Source organism: Burkholderia sp. AU45388 (assembly GCF_030481585.1).
GTDB lineage: Bacteria > Pseudomonadota > Gammaproteobacteria > Burkholderiales > Burkholderiaceae > Burkholderia > Burkholderia sola.
Genome location: NZ_JAUJPV010000028.1, coordinates 60,920 through 75,798, shown reverse-complemented (window position 1 = coordinate 75,798; position 14,879 = coordinate 60,920). Strand labels below are relative to the sequence as shown.

General features: G+C 61.9%; 19 protein-coding genes. All 19 read left to right on the top strand.

Translation table 11 applies throughout. The features are described 5' to 3' along the window. Positions 1–9: 9 nt before the first annotated feature. The 19 genes from traL (at position 10) to trbC (ending at position 14,875) form a co-directional block, all read left to right on the top strand. On the top strand, positions 10–297 hold the full coding sequence (gene traL, locus QZM72_RS31450) for a type IV conjugative transfer system protein TraL (protein WP_301740038.1): 288 nt from the start codon (positions 10–12) through the stop codon (positions 295–297). Continuing rightward, positions 290–913 carry a type IV conjugative transfer system protein TraE gene (locus tag QZM72_RS31445; RefSeq protein ID WP_301740037.1) on the top strand — a complete coding sequence of 208 codons (624 nt, stop codon included), beginning with the start codon at positions 290–292 and terminating at the stop codon, positions 911–913. Before traL ends, QZM72_RS31445 begins: the two co-directional genes overlap by 8 nt. Further along, positions 910–1,656, top strand: coding sequence for a type-F conjugative transfer system secretin TraK (locus QZM72_RS31440; RefSeq protein ID WP_301740036.1), 747 nt, complete (start codon positions 910–912; stop codon positions 1,654–1,656). Before QZM72_RS31445 ends, QZM72_RS31440 begins: the two co-directional genes overlap by 4 nt. Continuing rightward, complete coding sequence (locus QZM72_RS31435; RefSeq protein ID WP_301740035.1) at positions 1,625–2,971, top strand: TrbI/VirB10 family protein; 1,347 nt, start codon at positions 1,625–1,627, stop codon at positions 2,969–2,971. The genes QZM72_RS31440 and QZM72_RS31435 overlap by 32 nt, the downstream gene beginning before the upstream one ends. Beyond that, a complete protein-coding gene (locus QZM72_RS31430; protein WP_301740034.1) occupies positions 2,964–3,785 on the top strand; it encodes a hypothetical protein in 822 nt (273 codons plus the stop codon). Before QZM72_RS31435 ends, QZM72_RS31430 begins: the two co-directional genes overlap by 8 nt. Continuing rightward, on the top strand, positions 3,782–4,210 hold the full coding sequence (locus QZM72_RS31425; RefSeq protein ID WP_301740033.1) for an HNH endonuclease: 429 nt from the start codon (positions 3,782–3,784) through the stop codon (positions 4,208–4,210). Before QZM72_RS31430 ends, QZM72_RS31425 begins: the two co-directional genes overlap by 4 nt. Then, on the top strand, positions 4,207–4,665 hold the full coding sequence (locus tag QZM72_RS31420; protein ID WP_301740032.1) for a hypothetical protein: 459 nt from the start codon (positions 4,207–4,209) through the stop codon (positions 4,663–4,665). The genes QZM72_RS31425 and QZM72_RS31420 overlap by 4 nt, the downstream gene beginning before the upstream one ends. 2 nt (positions 4,666–4,667) lie before the next feature. Further along, positions 4,668–5,021 (top strand): hypothetical protein, encoded by a 354-nt coding sequence (locus QZM72_RS31415; RefSeq protein WP_301740031.1) that lies wholly within the window; start codon positions 4,668–4,670, stop codon positions 5,019–5,021. After that, positions 5,018–6,109, top strand: coding sequence for a phage Gp37/Gp68 family protein (locus tag QZM72_RS31410; protein WP_301740030.1), 1,092 nt, complete (start codon positions 5,018–5,020; stop codon positions 6,107–6,109). The genes QZM72_RS31415 and QZM72_RS31410 overlap by 4 nt, the downstream gene beginning before the upstream one ends. Further along, positions 6,091–7,008 carry a DsbC family protein gene (locus QZM72_RS31405; RefSeq protein ID WP_301740029.1) on the top strand — a complete coding sequence of 306 codons (918 nt, stop codon included), beginning with the start codon at positions 6,091–6,093 and terminating at the stop codon, positions 7,006–7,008. Before QZM72_RS31410 ends, QZM72_RS31405 begins: the two co-directional genes overlap by 19 nt. Positions 7,009–7,010: 2 nt before the next feature. Next, positions 7,011–7,685: a type IV conjugative transfer system lipoprotein TraV gene (gene traV / locus QZM72_RS31400; RefSeq protein ID WP_301740028.1), complete on the top strand. Its 675-nt coding sequence runs from the start codon at positions 7,011–7,013 to the stop codon at positions 7,683–7,685. Between the two features lie 14 nt (positions 7,686–7,699). Then, positions 7,700–10,294, top strand: a complete 2,595-nt coding sequence (gene traC / locus QZM72_RS31395) for a type IV secretion system protein TraC (RefSeq protein ID WP_301740027.1) — start codon at positions 7,700–7,702, stop codon at positions 10,292–10,294. A 2-nt stretch (positions 10,295–10,296) separates the two neighbouring features. Then, entirely contained in the window at positions 10,297–10,665 is a 369-nt protein-coding gene (locus QZM72_RS31390; RefSeq protein ID WP_301740026.1) for a TrbI F-type domain-containing protein, read from the top strand. Continuing rightward, positions 10,662–10,883 (top strand): hypothetical protein, encoded by a 222-nt coding sequence (locus QZM72_RS31385; protein ID WP_301740025.1) that lies wholly within the window; start codon positions 10,662–10,664, stop codon positions 10,881–10,883. Before QZM72_RS31390 ends, QZM72_RS31385 begins: the two co-directional genes overlap by 4 nt. Continuing rightward, positions 10,880–11,389, top strand: coding sequence for a S26 family signal peptidase (locus QZM72_RS31380; RefSeq protein WP_301740024.1), 510 nt, complete (start codon positions 10,880–10,882; stop codon positions 11,387–11,389). Before QZM72_RS31385 ends, QZM72_RS31380 begins: the two co-directional genes overlap by 4 nt. Before the next feature lie 316 nt (positions 11,390–11,705). After that, the gene (traW, locus tag QZM72_RS31375; RefSeq protein WP_301740070.1) at positions 11,706–12,323 is read left to right on the top strand and encodes a type-F conjugative transfer system protein TraW; all 618 of its coding nucleotides are present in this window, start codon (positions 11,706–11,708) and stop codon (positions 12,321–12,323) included. Positions 12,324–12,369: 46 nt separating this feature from the next. Beyond that, positions 12,370–13,062, top strand: coding sequence for a hypothetical protein (locus tag QZM72_RS31370; protein WP_301740023.1), 693 nt, complete (start codon positions 12,370–12,372; stop codon positions 13,060–13,062). Next, positions 13,059–14,090, top strand: a complete 1,032-nt coding sequence (traU, locus tag QZM72_RS31365) for a conjugal transfer pilus assembly protein TraU (RefSeq protein ID WP_301740022.1) — start codon at positions 13,059–13,061, stop codon at positions 14,088–14,090. Before QZM72_RS31370 ends, traU begins: the two co-directional genes overlap by 4 nt. Continuing rightward, positions 14,087–14,875 (top strand): type-F conjugative transfer system pilin assembly protein TrbC, encoded by a 789-nt coding sequence (gene trbC / locus QZM72_RS31360; protein WP_301740021.1) that lies wholly within the window; start codon positions 14,087–14,089, stop codon positions 14,873–14,875. Before traU ends, trbC begins: the two co-directional genes overlap by 4 nt. Positions 14,876–14,879 lie beyond the last annotated feature (4 nt).

The following is a 14,879-nucleotide window of genomic DNA, read 5'->3' as shown; positions in this document are numbered from 1 at the left end:
GGGGCGGCGATGTCGGATGATCTCAGTCACTACGTACCCAGTCGCCTCGACGACCCGGAGAAGTTTCTGTTCTTTCGCAAGGATGTAGCAGCGATCGGGCTCACTGGCACGATCGGCGGTGTGCTGCTTAACCACACCCTGCTCGGTCTGGTCGTGGGCGTCGCGGCCGCGGCGCTTTGGCAGAAGTTCAGCTCGGGCCAGCATCCCGGTATGTCGGCTCACGTCATGTACTGGGTATTGGGTCAGCCGGCGCCGAAGAAGTTTCCGCCGTCTGATCTTCGCGAACTGAATGGGTGATTCGATGACACCCGGTAAAGCCGCCCAATCGCGCGAACAGCTGCAGGCCGAGAACCGCTTTCTGAAGAAAGTGCTGCTCGGAAACGGCACCACCAGTGTGGTCATAGCCCTCACCTGCGCATGGCTGGTCATCACGCAGCGCGTCATCATCATGCCGCCAGCAGTTCGCGGCACCTACGTCATCGGGGCCCGGTATGCGAACGACCAGTACCTCGCCGATCAGGCCGCGTACGTGCTCTCCCTTTCCAAAAGTGTCACGCCGACCACCGTCGACAACAACGTACGGATTCTCCTGTCCATGGTCGACGACGATCGGCGCGCCGCGCTCAAGACCGAATGGGAGGCCGACGCGCTGCAGATCAAGCACGACGGCGTGACGAACGTCTTCGAGCCGATGGGGGTAGGTGAGGTGGACTTCCGCAACAAGGCCGTGAAGGTCACCGGCACCTTGACCACCTACATCTCCGGCAAACGCACGAGCTCGGAACAAAAGACCTACGAGGTCTATTTCGGAATCACCGTCTTCGGCCGCTTGGTCCTCCTCGACATCCGAGAAGCCACGCGCGGCAAACAAGGCGTCGAGCCGCTGGTCACAACGGAGACTCCTGCATCATGAAATTTGCCTTCAATCGACAGTCGCCGAAATTGTGCACGGCCTTCAGGCCGCGCCTCATGTTTGCCGCCGTGATGTTCCTTATTACCGCTAGTGCGCATGCGATCCAGGTCGTCAAGGGAGCGGATCGGCAAGCGCAGCAGGTGTCGATCTCCGCGGCCGAATACAACGTTCTGTCAATGTCCGGCGGGCGCAGCTTTTCGAAGATCGTGCCAGCTGTACCAGGCTCTATCTCGTGGACGCAAGACGGCGGAAAGCTCTGGCTCATGCCCGCGAATCCCACCGCGCTGAATGAGTCAATCACGGTGTTCGTGATCGATGACGCCGGCACCACCTACCGTTTGTTGCTCGTACCTGGTCCGCGACCGGCTGAAGATGTCCGTATCGAACCGCCTGCAGCGCGCTCGACCCAAGCGCTCCACGCATCGGCCTTTCAACGACGGGTGAAACTCATGATGCTGGCGATGGCCGGTGGTCGGGGGGCACCACAACTGTCGTACACGTCGGTCGATACTGTCGTGCCGCTCTGGAAGGAGGCTGTATTGACGCTGGTCCGTCAGTACGGCGACGGCGATTTCATTGGCGAGACCTACACGCTCTCGAATACCTCGCACAGCGACATGGCCATCGACGAGCGCGAACTGTACGCCCCGGGCGTGCTCGCCATCGCAATCGAAAACGCCAACCTGCCGGCCGGCGCCAGCACGATCGTCTATGTCGTTCGTGAGCGGGGCGACCATGAGTGATGTCAATCAGGCAACCAAGCGCCGCCAGCGGATCCTGACCGTGGCCGGTTTCGCCGTCCTCGCTGGCCTCTTCGCCGTTGGTATGTTCTTCACGCAAAGCGGGCCGGCCAATCGTCAGTTCACCACGAAGGTGCCGTTCACGAGCCTCGGCGATCAGAACGATCGCAATGCCTGGCGGGCTCACTCCGAGGCGCAACTCGCTGAGCTTACCCGCAGGATGTCGAGTATAGATTCGCGCGCCGACGATGCGATGTCGCAGATGAAAGCCTTGTCGAAAGCGCAGGACGAGCTCGCCAAGCGGATCGACGCGATGAAGAGCACGCCGGCAAGCGCCCCCGCGCCCGCGTCCGGAGCAACGGCAGACCGCGCGGCGCTGGACAAGCCGATTCCCCTCAACGGGGCCCCGGCAAAGACAGGTGCAATCCTGAATCCGCCATTCGGAAAATCCGGCAAGCCGGGTGTCGATATGGCCGCAGCCACTACGAAGCTCGACATCATTCAATTCAATACACCGACCGGAAACGGAGCCGACTGCGTCGATCCACGCTACTCCTCGTTGCCTTTGGATCAGGTAACACGCGCGCAGCAGGACTGCCTGAAAGCCAATGGCAGGAAGAAAGTCAGCTTTATCCCGGGCTCCTCATTTGTTCGCGTATTCATGATGAACGGTGTCGACGCGCCAACGGGAGGTGAAGCCCAGCACGACCCGCTTCCGGTGTTCCTCCAGGTATTGGACCCAGCCAATCTGCCGAACAGCCGCAAGCTCGACATCACTGAGTGCCGGATTCTGACGCAGGCATATGGCGATGTGTCCAGCGAGCGCACTCACATGCGCGGCGAAACGCTCGACTGCATCCTGAAGAACGGCCGAACCGTGGAAATGCCGATCAAGGGCAACGTGATGGGCGAGGACGGCAAGGAGGGTGTGCGAGGTCGGCTCGTCTCGAAGGCGGGATCGGCATTGGCCATGTCGGTGTTCGCCGGTATCTCGTCCGGTATTGGGCAAGCGTTCAATCAGTCCGCCAACACCCTCAGTAATACCGCCCTTGGGTCGACCTCCATTATCAATCCGAGCCAGGTCGGCCGTGCTGCTATCGGCAGTGGCGTCTCTGGCGGTGCCGACGCTCTTAAGCAGTACTACATCCGCACGGCTGAGAAGCTTTTCCCCGTGATCGAAACGGACGGTGGTCGCATTGTCGAGTTCGCCGTGACAAAGGGAGCCGAATACGACGGCGCCCTCTCCGATATCAGCAACATCAACGATGGCTTGGCCAACGATGGCCGTGCTAACGATGGGGGCTACACCGATGATTGATGAAACGAAGAGCGTGACCATCGCAGCGTTCGAGGCCGCAATGCAGCGGCGTGCGGACGAAGCGGACCAGGAAGCGTCGTTCACGCAGGACGGAGACGGCAACTACCACCAACCGGAAATGCGCCGGGCGCTGGCCGGTTGGCTCGGAGCGGCTTCGCTCATCGCCGAGCACGTGCGCGGATTCGCGGATATCGGGGCCGATCGATTTCGAGGCGATCCCGCGTTTCAATCGGGCTTCCTGGAATTTCTTAAGCAAGCTGCGGATCTGCTCGACCTCTCCTGCAACGAGTTAGGTTCGTTAGTCGTTACCGGCGTCACCGACGCGAATCCGCTGACAAGTGCGGCAGCGTTCGACGATGCGGCTCTCGACGGGTTCACCAGCGAGTTGAAGGCAAAGATGGCGGTAGGTAGAGCCCAGGGGCGTGCCGGCTGGTGGAGCGCGCAACGGGATGACCTGTCGACGATGTTGCGCTCGCACGTCGACAAGGGCGACCCCATCGATATCGGCCTGCTCGCCATGATGCACTGGTACAAGGGCGAGGCCGTCGCGCCCGCCCCTGCGTCGCCCGACGAGATCGTTGCCGCCGGCGAGCTCACGAAGATTTCCAGCAGTCCGGTCATCGGCGGCCAACTCGACATCAGGACGTCGGCCGGTGCCATTGGCATTACCGGCTTTCCGAACGAACTTGCGCGCGACTGCAAGCCCTTGCTGTGGGAACGGGTGGAGATTGTGATCCGCTCCGCAAATGCAGCGCGACCCGCTGCAGCCGTCTGCCACGATACTGCCGCTGTTGCCTCGGAGCATAAAGCGTGAGCCGACTCTCCAAAGCGCAGCGCGATCAGCTCCGGCGCAAATTCGACGGACGCTGCGCGTACTGCGGAATGCCGTTGCCAGATCGGTGGCACGGCGACCATCTAGACCCTGTTGTGCGCGCGGTCGAGACCAAGCGAACCGCGGATGGCCGATGGAAGCTTGTGAGTGGCCCGTCCAGGCATCCGGAGCGTGATGTCGAGTCGAATTACATGCCGTCCTGTCCTCCTTGCAACATCAGCAAGGGGCAGATGTCGCTCGAGCAGTGGCGCCAATCGCTCGTGAAGCATGTCGCCTCCCTCAACGCGTATCACCCGATCTATCGCCTGGCGAAGTGCTACGGGTTGATCGAGGAAACCGGGGCGCCTGTCGTCTTCTATTTCGAGCGCGTCGCTGCGCGCGCGGCCGTCTCTGGAGAACTTCAATGAACTCTCCCCGAGATCATCAACTTGTCCCGTGTCCGTACTGCGACGTAGACCCGGTCATGCGTGTCTCCGAGGCGATGTTCGGTGGGAGTTGCGTCGATCACGCCTGCCCCGGTCATCAGATGGTGCTGCTCTTCAACGACGCCGCTGCCGCTGCAGCCGCCTGGAACCGACGCGCTGGCTCAGTGCATCCGGACGATGTCGCCGTCGACCTCTTCGCTGCGCGGATGAAACGCAAGCTCGCCAAGAAGCGTGGAGAAGGCCGCCGCGGATGGAGCGACCCGGCGACCGTCTCGGCGATGACGCTGGCGCGGGAGCTTATCGAGCTCGTCGCGAAGGGCGATCCCGTGGATGTTGGCAACGTCGCGATGATGCTCGACCAGCGAGGCGCAGACGCGCGGTTCTTGCCGGCCGCGCTGTGGGACTTCGTGCAACGCCGCAAGCCCGTGGAGGATTGACTATGCCGCGCGCCAAATATATGCCGACTGCCAACGATGTACTTGCTGCCATGCGCCCACGTGTCGCCTATGCAGCCTACGCGTTGGCAAGCGAGTTTCACCTGAGCGCAGCACGGATCCGCCCGCTGCTCGAGGCGATGGTCGCGCAGGGCACGCTCTCGATTGCGCATGTTCCGAATTCGCGGGGCTACAACGTCTGCATTGCTGGAGATAAGCGGACTCTGGATTTCCCTGTTGAAGAGTATGTCGGAGTGCCGGCCGCACCGCGCACGCATGTTGTTTTGACCGGCGACTTGACCGTATACGCGGCTGAGATCAAGCGCCGGGCGGACCTTTGCATGATGGTGCGGCGATGACTGAGATCAGCAAGATCGAGTGGTGCGACCGCACGTGGTCGCCGTGGGAAGGCTGCCAGAAAGTTGGCCCTGGTTGCGACCATTGCTACGCCGAGGGGATGAACCGCTGGCTGCGCCGCGGCGAGAACTGGGGACCAGGCGCGCCGCGGCGCACCTATGGTCCCACTCATTGGCAAAAACCGCTTCGCTGGAATGCGCAGGCGCTGGCGGCTTGCCAGCAGCTCAAGGTATTTCCGAGCGTGTGCGACCCATTCGACAATGCGGCCCCAGTTGGGGCGCGCGTTGCGTTCGGCCGACTCATTCTCGCAACTCCCTCGCTCGTCTGGCTGCTGTTGACGAAGCGGATCGGCAACGCGCGGGCGATGCTGGACGAGATGTTTCTTGGTGGCGCTCCGGCCAACGTCTGGCTCGGCGCTACCGTCGTGAACCAGCTTGAGGCAGACCGGGATATCCCGAAACTCCTCACCACACCGGCATCGTTGCGATTTTTGTCGTTGGAGCCGCTGCTCGGCCCCGTCGACCTCGAGTCCGTCGCGTGGCCCGGGATCGAGGGCCACCGCGTCGACGTGTTGCGCGGCGGGTACTGGAATCAAGCGCCGTACATCGCCGGCGCGCCGTCGGCAGCATTGAATGCCCCGAAGGGCGGCTTCACGAACCACTCCGACTTTCCGAGCACGATCGACTGGGTGATCACCGGCGGCGAAAGCGGTCGCGGCGCGAGGATCTCTCATCCCGTATGGACCCGTCAGCTTCGCGATCAATGTGATCGCGCGGGCGTTCCGTTCTTCTTCAAGCAGTGGGGGCAATGGATGCCGGGCGTCGAGGCGACCAATGCCCAGCTCGACGCAGCCCGGTCCGGAGCGTGGGTCAAACGAACCGGCCATGTTCACGATGGCACCGATCCGACTGCCTTCGACGAAGGCGACGCCCACATGCTGAGCGTCGGTAAGAAGCTCGCCGGTCGCGTGATCCATGGGGTCAAGCATCACGCTTTCCCGAATCCATCTCGCCAAATGACCGTCCCTCCAGCGTCGGCGCCTACGTTCGCCGCCGGCACGTCGTCCTCAACATGTTCAACAATCAAATGAAACAGGCCAAACTCACATTCGCTCTTCTGATGACGACGTGCATCGCGTGGAGCTGCACTACCCAGGGTACCTCAACGGTTCCGGCGCGCGTCGCCGGGCCAAGCTCTGAAGTCGGTGTCCCGGCGTCCGTCGGTCCGGCTGCCACGTCGCAGATCAACCCGGCCGACCCGAACCTTGATCCCGGCGTAGCTGCGCTCAAGGCGGCGCTCCATGCACGCTACCCGGCTACCCCGTTTCGCGAGGTCGCCGCCACGCCGTCGACCGGCATCTATGAGGTCGTGATGGGTAACAAGGTTGCCTATACGGACGTCACCGGGCGGTACTTCCTGTTTGGCCACCTCTTCGACATGGTGACGCAACAGGATCTGACCGTGCCGCTCGAGCAAGCACTGCAGAAGGTACGGTTTCCAGCCGATCGGCTTCAGGACGCGTTCGTCGAGGTTCATGGCACCGGCCGCCGCAAGCTCGCGATCTTCGACGATCCCGATTGTCCCTACTGCTTGGTCTTGGAGGATGACCTCTCCAAGCTCAAGGACGTCACGATTTACCGCTTCATGTACCCGCTCGAATCGATTCATCCGCGTGCTCGCGCGCATTCCATAGCGATCTGGTGCGCCGACGACAGGCTTGCCACCTGGCATGCGTGGATGCCCCTCGCATTGTCGCGCTGGATGCGCGACCAAGGATCGACTCCGGCTGGGGGCGGTGCTGCCAAGACACCTGCCCCGCCACGCGTCGAGCCGAAGCTCGTGTCGTGCGCAAATCCCATCGACGCGAACGAAGCCCTGGCCGCAAGCATGGGAATTTCCGGCACGCCAGCGCTCGTGAGCGAGGACGGGAGGGTGCTGCCGGGCGCCGCCAGCGCCGAAGCAATCGATCAATGGCTTGGAGCGAAGTGACTATGAAAAACAAGATCATGCTCGCCACGTCTGCGGCTCTTCTCGGCCTGACCGGCTGCAGCTTCAGCGGCTACGACGCAAGCTCGCAATTCGCCTGTAAGGCGCCTGAAGGCGTGCTCTGCAGCAGCATGTCCGGCATCTATGCCAACGCGATGGCGCATAACCTGCCCGACCAGCGCGTGCATACGAGCGCCGGCGCGACGACGAATATCGCGCTCGGCAGCTATGCCGGAGATCCTGCCTCGGCGTCGAGTGCATCGGGTGCTGCGGTCGGCAGCAATTCTCGCGTCGGCGCCGCCGGAATTCTCCCCAAAGCGCTCGACAGCGGCGCTCCGGTTCACACGGCTTCTCGCGAGATGCGGATCTGGTTCGCGCCGTGGCAGGACGCGGACTCCGACTTGCACGATCAGGAATACGTCTATCTGATCGTCGATCCTGGCCACTGGTCTATCGCGCACAACCAGCAGCGCATCCAGGCCGCGTTCCGGCCGGTGATGCCGCCGGCACCTGCGCCGGATGCTGGCAGTAGCGGCAGCAAGGCAGCTACCTCAAGCCCGAACACCGACTCGACGTCAGGGTCGATCTCGAGTGCCGATCGGGTCATGCAGGGAATTCTCACGCCTGCCGGCGCAGTCGACCGTGCAGCGGCTGCGATGCCCGCAGCGACTGACCACTGATCCAGGAGCCATCGATGAGCACCTTGCAGGCCTGGATCGATGACGCGAGATCGCTCGCGCGAACAGCGATCAGCGAAGCAATTCTCGGCACCGAGGAAGATCTCGGACCGCCTGCCCCCGTTGCCGCGGACCAGCGACGCATCGAGACAGTCGGACTTCATAACCTGCTGCCGTATGACCAGTACGACCCCGCCACCGAGCTCTACTACAACACGGATTCGGTTGGCTTCGTGCTTGCAGTTGCACCGCAGACTGGCGCTGACGCGGAGTTGACCCGCAGTCTCCACGGCCTATACGACTCGGTTCCTGCTGGCTATGGGCTCCAATGGATGTTGCTGGGCGACCCCATCATCGAGGAGTCATTGAACGCCTACGTCGACCTTCGGCGCGAGTACGCCGAGGCGGGACGTGCACCCTCGTTCTATCTGGAGCAGGCCGAGCGCCGCGCCACATTCATCCGCGGCAAACTCGGCCAGCCGCTGTTTCTGGGCCAGAACTACTCGATCACCGACAAGCGGCTGTTGCTCTCGATCGTGCGCAAGGGCTCGCTCGACGATCTGAAGCTGATCGAAGAAATCCAGAATATTCGCGACGTCGTCGGCGCGACGTTGAGTTCCGCAAGCCTGGCAAGCCGTACCGCCGAGCCCAACGATCTGCTTCGCTTTCTCTGGCCGATCCTCAACCCCAATGCGTTCTTTGGCGATGGGCCCGAAACGATCGATCAGACGTACAGCGACGACAGGCCCATTCGTGACCAGCTGACGGCTTTCGGTCACCACATGCGTGTGAAGGCGAAGCATTTGCTCTATGGCGTGCCGCCTGAGGAGGCGGACGAGCCCGACGCGCGCATCGCCGTGCGTAGCTTTGGCGTGCACCAGTATCCGAAGAGCAAAGAACTGTGGGAGATGAACAACATCGTAGGCTCGCTCTTCAACGATGTCCATCAATACCCCTGCCCGTACCTGATCACGCTCGGCGTCCTGATTCTCGATCAGACCGCCGTCGAGACACGGGCCGCTCTGCGTGGTGCTCGCGCGACACAGAACGCCGAGTCGAAGATCGCGAAGCTACAGCCGGAACTCGCCCTGCAGAACCAGGACTGGAAGGCCGTCTCGATGCAGCTCACGCAAGGCGGCTCGATGTGTGAGCTCTATCACACGCTGACGCTCTTCGCCCCGCGCAAGAAGATGGAGCAGTGTGTGGCGGCCGCCAAGGGGATCTGGCGCTCGGAGCGCTTCAAGCTGTTCCCGATGCTAACCCAGCAGCTCACAACATTCTTGTCGGCGCTGCCCATGATGCTGACAAGCGACATGCGGGACGACCTCAAGAAGTTTCGGTTGATTACGACCAAGACCACCGTGAATGCGACCGACATGGCGCCGGTGCTTGGCGAGTGGTCGGGTACCAGTGGACGAGCCAACCTGCTGTTTTTTGGGCGCCGCGGTACACCCGCGCTCGTAGACATCTATTCGAGCGGAACGAACTACAACGGCTTTGTGGATGGTACTTCCGGCGCCGGTAAATCGGTGCTCCTGAACGAAATTATCGGAGCGTTTCGCTCGGTCGGCGGAATCGTCCGGATCTGCGATGTGGGCTACTCGTATGAAAAGCAGATCGACATGGGCGACGGCCAGTACATCGACTTCAAGCCTGGGTCGCGAATCGTCATCAATGCGTTTTCCACTGCGGGCGTCGATACCGAAAATGGCCTCGATAGCGAGGTGAAATTCATCAGGCCGATCATCGCGCGCATGGTATCGCCGACTGCTCCTATCACTCCGTTCGAGGGCGCATTGCTCGATGTCGCAGTGCGCATCGTATGGAAGGACTACGGCCAGGAAGGTAGTCCCACGTTAGTGCGGGACGCCCTGCTGAGCCTGAAGGACCAGAACGGGCAACCCGAGCGCATCGCGTACGAGCTTGCCGTGCGTCTCGAACCGTTCTGCAAAGGGGGCGTTTACGGCGATTACGTCAACGGGCGTACCAGCGTACGGCTCGACAACGAAGTGGTGGGACTTGAGCTCGAGCACCTCAACAGCGATCCCCAACTGCGCACGGTGATCATGCTCGGCCTGACCAATCAGGTCACCAACGAAATGTACCGCTTTGACCGGTCGCGGCCGAAGCTGTTCCTGCAGGACGAGGGCTGGCAGATCGTCGGTGACGATCAAGAATCGGCCGACTTCATGGAGGAAGGCTATCGGCGTGCGCGCAAATACGAAGGCAGCTTCTTTTTCGCGACGCAGGGGATCACCGATGCTGGGATGAACAAGGCTACGCAGGCCGCCTTCGACAACTCCGCATGGAAGTTCCACCTCAAGCAAAGCGACGACACGCTCAAGAAGATTGAGAAGGGCGATGTGATGGATCTCTCACCGGGATTGAAGCGCATGTTGAAGTCGCTGCGCCCGGTACCCGGTCGCTATAGCGAGTTCGTCCTTGTCGACCCGAACGGGGGCAATCACCTGCTGCGCCATATCCCCGACGAATTCACTCTGGCCATGGCAACCACCAAGGGGCCGGACTACGAATTCATGGAGCGGTTGCGTACCAGCGGTACGTCGACCGAAGACGCCATCCGCGCGCTGATTCAAGCCAAACGGAAATGAACATGCGACACGACCTCGTACTCACTGGTCTTATCTCCATCGGCGCCTCGTTGGTGCTGGGATCCCCGCTTGTCTACTTTTGGACGCAACGAGAAAAAGTTGCGCCTGTCGTCGTGGTCGACGTGCAGAAGCTCATTAGCGATGAGCAAGAAACGCTGCTGAAGACCTTCAATAACGGCGATCTCGTCCATATGACGGACGACGCGAAGAACAAGGCGACCCAACACGCCGGCGATTACGCGAAACGTCTGTCGGTCGCGCTAGACCAGCTCGGCGCGCAGTGCGGCTGCGTGGTGATCAACAAAGCCGCCGTGCTCGCAGGTGATGCGCCCGATCTCACGGACCTGATTGCCAAGAGGATCGCGAAATGACTCTTCTCCGATCGACGGCGCTGCGCCGGTTCTCTGCGCGCACGCTTGTAACAGAAACGGCGCGCGAACGATTTGCACCGACCGACATTGGCGATTATCTGGCCGCCTCGACCAGTACCTGTGCGGCGGCGCTTGCAAACGTAACGACGCATATCGTCTTGCGTCGATCGGCGTGCGCGAATGTTGCAAGAACCGACCTTCGCGGAGATGAGCAGTGATCGCGGTCGTCGCCTACTCCAGCGGCCTGGCTCGCTATCGACGGTTTGTTCGCACCGTGGGCGCCCTGACGGTGGTGGCGGCTGTCGCATGGGGCCTCACGCCTTGGTATGGGCTGACGTTCAACATGTCGACGAGTCTGCCGGGGACGCTCTACTTCATCCGCAAGGGCACATTTCGGCCACGCCTCGGCGACACCATCGCATTTCGGTGGCACGGTGGGGCGACCTACCCCGCGGGACTGACTTTCATCAAACACGTGGCGGGCCAGCCTGGTGATGTCGTGCACGTCCTTGGTCGCAACGTCTGGGTGAATCAGACCTATATCGGCTACGCCAAGCCGCTCTCGCTTGCAGGGATGGCGCTGTTTCCAACCGAAGACGGCGTGATTCCCCCCGGACACTACTTTGTAGCCACGCCGAACCCGAACAGCCTCGATTCGCGGTACTCGATCGCCGGCACCGTTCCTCAAACCGCAATCGTCGGGGAGGCCTATGAAATTTTTTAACCGCTGCCGTGCCCTCATCCCGCCGGCCGACCCTTCGAATGGAGGCTCAGATTCCAATGCTGGAACTTGTCTGCTTGTTGATTTCCCTCGTGTTGATTTGCGTCGGATTCGTCACCGGGAATATGCATTTCGTGCTGGCCGTCGTGACCGTAGTCTGGCTTGGTGTGATGCTCGTGGGCGCCTGGCATATCTGCACGGCAGTAGCACCCCTCGTTTCTCAGTTCTTCAAGTATTGGAAACGGCGATAACGTCGACCTGCTCCCTCGTTGCTCGGCTCCAGTTCCGATGGCTTGTGCGACGCCCGGCCGTCACGTGGATCGCGGCATTGACGCTCGCGGCATCCCCAATCTCCGCGGTCGCGGACGACTTAGGCGTGGTTGGCCCGACGTATCCGATCGCAGAGCATGACGCAATTGCGATGCTGAAGCGTCGCCTGCTCGAACTGCAAGCCAATGGTGGGCTGGCGACCGTCGAGCGCCGCGCACGTCAGCGCGCGTTGCATGACGTCACGTCCCTGCCCCCGGTACCGGGCATTTCAACCGTCAGCGAGTACTCGAGTCGCCTGATCGATCCGACGGTCACCTACTCAAAACCCGTCACCAATGACGAGGGCGCCGTGATTGTCGCCGCCGGCACGCGTATCAATCCGCTCGACATTGTCACGTTGCACGAGCGCCTGGTGTTCTTCGACGGCCGTGATCCGGCTCAGGTTAAGGCGGTTCAGGCGCTCGCGGCCCGCTCCGGCGATTCCATCAAACCGATCCTGACTGCTGGTTCGTGGTTTGACCTGACGAAGTCGTGGAAACGGCAAGTGTATTTCGATCAGCAGGGTCGACTTAGCCAGCGTTTCGGGATCACCCGCGTGCCGGCCGTCATCAGCCAGCGCGGCAACCAACTGCTTCTTGAGGAAGAACCGGCGGAGCAACTGCGTTGACCCGGCGACCAAACCACCTGTCACCTCCCAATTTATCGGAATCGCGATGAACAACTATGACCGTCTGGACTTCACTGCCGACCCGGCCGTTATCGACGTCGTCGAGAAGAACTCGCCCCACGACGGCGCTGCTGCTCTTCAGCACTTCAATGCGACAGTCGAGCCGAAGCGGTATGTCGTAGACGTCACCAATGATCAGGTCGTCGTTTCAGGCAAGGGTGTGCTCGCGACTTACTACTGGCGCGCGAGCCCGTACGACAGCAGGGTCGCTCGTCTATCCGTTCAACCTGACCGCCAGATCGTAGGAGACAGCAGTGGGGAAACCTTTCGTGTTGTGGCGGGTGCTGTAGACGATATCCACCGTCCTGCTGCGGTCCTCGCCGAGCAACTGAGCGAGGTCGAAGCCGTTGAGCTGATCGGTCGTATCGAGGAGGGGGTGAAGGCCGCCCTCGGTATCGGCGTCGAATCGACCCATACGGTCCAATTGGATGAGCCTCTTCCCGTCTCTGGCGTTGTTGAGTCCGCACGTCGTTCGATTGGAGCGAAGCTGCTCGACATCCTAGCCACGGTAACGTCACGTGTGGTCTGGGTCGCCGCTTGGGGCGTTGCCGGTGCGGCGACCGGCGGTGTTGCAGTGATCCTCCTGCCGATCGTCTATCGCCTTGGCCATCACGTCGGCGCAAACCTGATCGACTTCGTCTTCCACGTGTATCCGGCGATGCGGGAGCTGCTTTCATGAGCATGCGCCCTCTCCTTCGCCGCTGGATTCTCGCGATCGCGCTGGTTGCCAGCTGCTTCTCGTTCTCGGCGCCGGCCGATGCGGGTCAGTGTGTCGGCCGATTCGCCAATCCGATCACGGATATCTGCTGGGAATGCGCTTTCCCGATGGCCATCGGTAGCGTCACGTTCCTCAATATGGGCCAGGACGACACCCCGAACCCGGGAGGATTCCTCTGCTTCTGTAACGGCACGTTCGGCGTCAAGTTCAGCTTCTGGGAGCCGATCCGGCGCGTCGACGTCACGCGCTCGCCCTACTGCTTCGTGTCGCTCGGCGGGATCTCGCTGAACCCGGGCATCCACGCCCCGGAGGGGGAGGTGCGCGAGCAGAAGGACGACACCAAGCAGAGCTTCTATCAGGTGCACTGGTACACCGATCCGGTCATGTACTACACGGAGATCCTGCTCGACGATCCATGCATGGAGACGGGAAGTTTCGACGTCGCGTACATGACCGAAGTCGATCCGACCTGGAGCGACGACGATCTCACCATGCTCCTTGAGCCGGAGACCTACCTGTTCGGCAGTCCGATCGCCCAGGCCGCGTGCGCAGGTGACTGCGTACTCTCGAGCCTAGGTTTCGGCAGCAACCTGCTCTTCTGGTGCGCAGGCTGCAACGGCTCGATCTATCCATTCAACGGTCACGTGCAGGCGCATGTGTCCGCGATCCAGGCGTCGTCCCTGCTGGTCGAGCGCATGACCGCAAAGCTGCATCGCGAGGGCTTGATGTGGGGCACGACAGGTGACGGCGCGATGTGCGGCTACTACCTGCAGCCCGTGATGGACAAGACCCAATACAAGTACACGATGCTCTACCCCGTTGCGCAAACCGACCAGATCAACGGTCAGTGCTGTCAGCCGTATGGCCGCACGTCGGCGCTCTGGGGCGCCGGAAAAATGATCCCGTACACGGGGGAGGACTTCGCGTACGAGATTTTCCGCAAGCGCAACTGCTGCATGGGTGCGAACCTCGGAGACCTGCCCCAATGAGTCCGCTCACTTTCTCCATCGTAGCCGCCGGCACGATCGCCCTTGCGGCCGTTCACGTGTCGGCACAAACCGTGTCGAATGACGCGCTCGCGCGTGAGCAGCAACAGATCAATACCACGCGCCGAGCGACCTTCGATGAGGCAGCCAGCGGCACCGCGCGTTACCGCGGCGTGATGCCATCGTCGGATGCGATTGATGCCGAGATGAGCCGTATCCAGGGCAGTCGCGATCGGCAGATGGCCCAGGCGGCAGAAAAGGCAGCTCACGATGGCAACGCGTTCCCGAACCTACCGACGCCGGCGCCAGCCGCCGCCGGTGCAGATCCGGTCGCCGTCGCCAAACGGTACGAAAGCCGTACGCAGCGTCGTGTGACCGACTCCTTCGTCGCGTTCGCGAGCTTCTCGATGCCCGCTGCCTCGCTGGTACGCCTGGTGAAGACCATGAATCAGGCCGGCGGAACTGTGGTGTTCCGGGGCTTCAAGAACGACTCGCTGAAGGCGACGGCCGCTGAAATGCAGCGGCTGGGGATTGCGTCCGGCGGCATCGTCGTCAACCCGAAGGCGTTCACGCAGTATCGCATCGCCCGTGTGCCCGCCTATGTCGTCACACGCGGTGGAGACGCCAACAGTCAGGTCGACAGCAGCGGATGTGCGCTGCCGGCGTTGTACGTCTCCTTGTCGGGAGACGTGACGCCCGCGTATGCCCTGCGCCAGATCGTCGACCACAGCCCTACCTACGGGGGGATCGCCGAGCGATATCTCCGTGCACTGGGGGATGTCGAATGAACGG

What these genes read in the sequence shown, in the direction of transcription:
- traL (WP_301740038.1), top strand. Translation starts at nt 10, where the DNA reads ATGTCGGATGATCTCAGTCACTACGTACCCAGTCGCCTCGACGACCCG.
- QZM72_RS31445 (WP_301740037.1), top strand. Translation starts at nt 290, where the DNA reads ATGGGTGATTCGATGACACCCGGTAAAGCCGCCCAATCGCGCGAACAG.
- QZM72_RS31440 (WP_301740036.1), top strand. Translation starts at nt 910, where the DNA reads ATGAAATTTGCCTTCAATCGACAGTCGCCGAAATTGTGCACGGCCTTC.
- QZM72_RS31435 (WP_301740035.1), top strand. Translation starts at nt 1,625, where the DNA reads ATGTCGTTCGTGAGCGGGGCGACCATGAGTGATGTCAATCAGGCAACC.
- QZM72_RS31430 (WP_301740034.1), top strand. Translation starts at nt 2,964, where the DNA reads ATGATTGATGAAACGAAGAGCGTGACCATCGCAGCGTTCGAGGCCGCA.
- QZM72_RS31420 (WP_301740032.1), top strand. Translation starts at nt 4,207, where the DNA reads ATGAACTCTCCCCGAGATCATCAACTTGTCCCGTGTCCGTACTGCGAC.
- QZM72_RS31415 (WP_301740031.1), top strand. Translation starts at nt 4,668, where the DNA reads ATGCCGCGCGCCAAATATATGCCGACTGCCAACGATGTACTTGCTGCC.
- QZM72_RS31410 (WP_301740030.1), top strand. Translation starts at nt 5,018, where the DNA reads ATGACTGAGATCAGCAAGATCGAGTGGTGCGACCGCACGTGGTCGCCG.
- QZM72_RS31405 (WP_301740029.1), top strand. Translation starts at nt 6,091, where the DNA reads ATGTTCAACAATCAAATGAAACAGGCCAAACTCACATTCGCTCTTCTG.
- traV (WP_301740028.1), top strand. Translation starts at nt 7,011, where the DNA reads ATGAAAAACAAGATCATGCTCGCCACGTCTGCGGCTCTTCTCGGCCTG.
- traC (WP_301740027.1), top strand. Translation starts at nt 7,700, where the DNA reads ATGAGCACCTTGCAGGCCTGGATCGATGACGCGAGATCGCTCGCGCGA.
- QZM72_RS31390 (WP_301740026.1), top strand. Translation starts at nt 10,297, where the DNA reads ATGCGACACGACCTCGTACTCACTGGTCTTATCTCCATCGGCGCCTCG.
- QZM72_RS31385 (WP_301740025.1), top strand. Translation starts at nt 10,662, where the DNA reads ATGACTCTTCTCCGATCGACGGCGCTGCGCCGGTTCTCTGCGCGCACG.
- QZM72_RS31370 (WP_301740023.1), top strand. Translation starts at nt 12,370, where the DNA reads ATGAACAACTATGACCGTCTGGACTTCACTGCCGACCCGGCCGTTATC.
- traU (WP_301740022.1), top strand. Translation starts at nt 13,059, where the DNA reads ATGAGCATGCGCCCTCTCCTTCGCCGCTGGATTCTCGCGATCGCGCTG.
- trbC (WP_301740021.1), top strand. Translation starts at nt 14,087, where the DNA reads ATGAGTCCGCTCACTTTCTCCATCGTAGCCGCCGGCACGATCGCCCTT.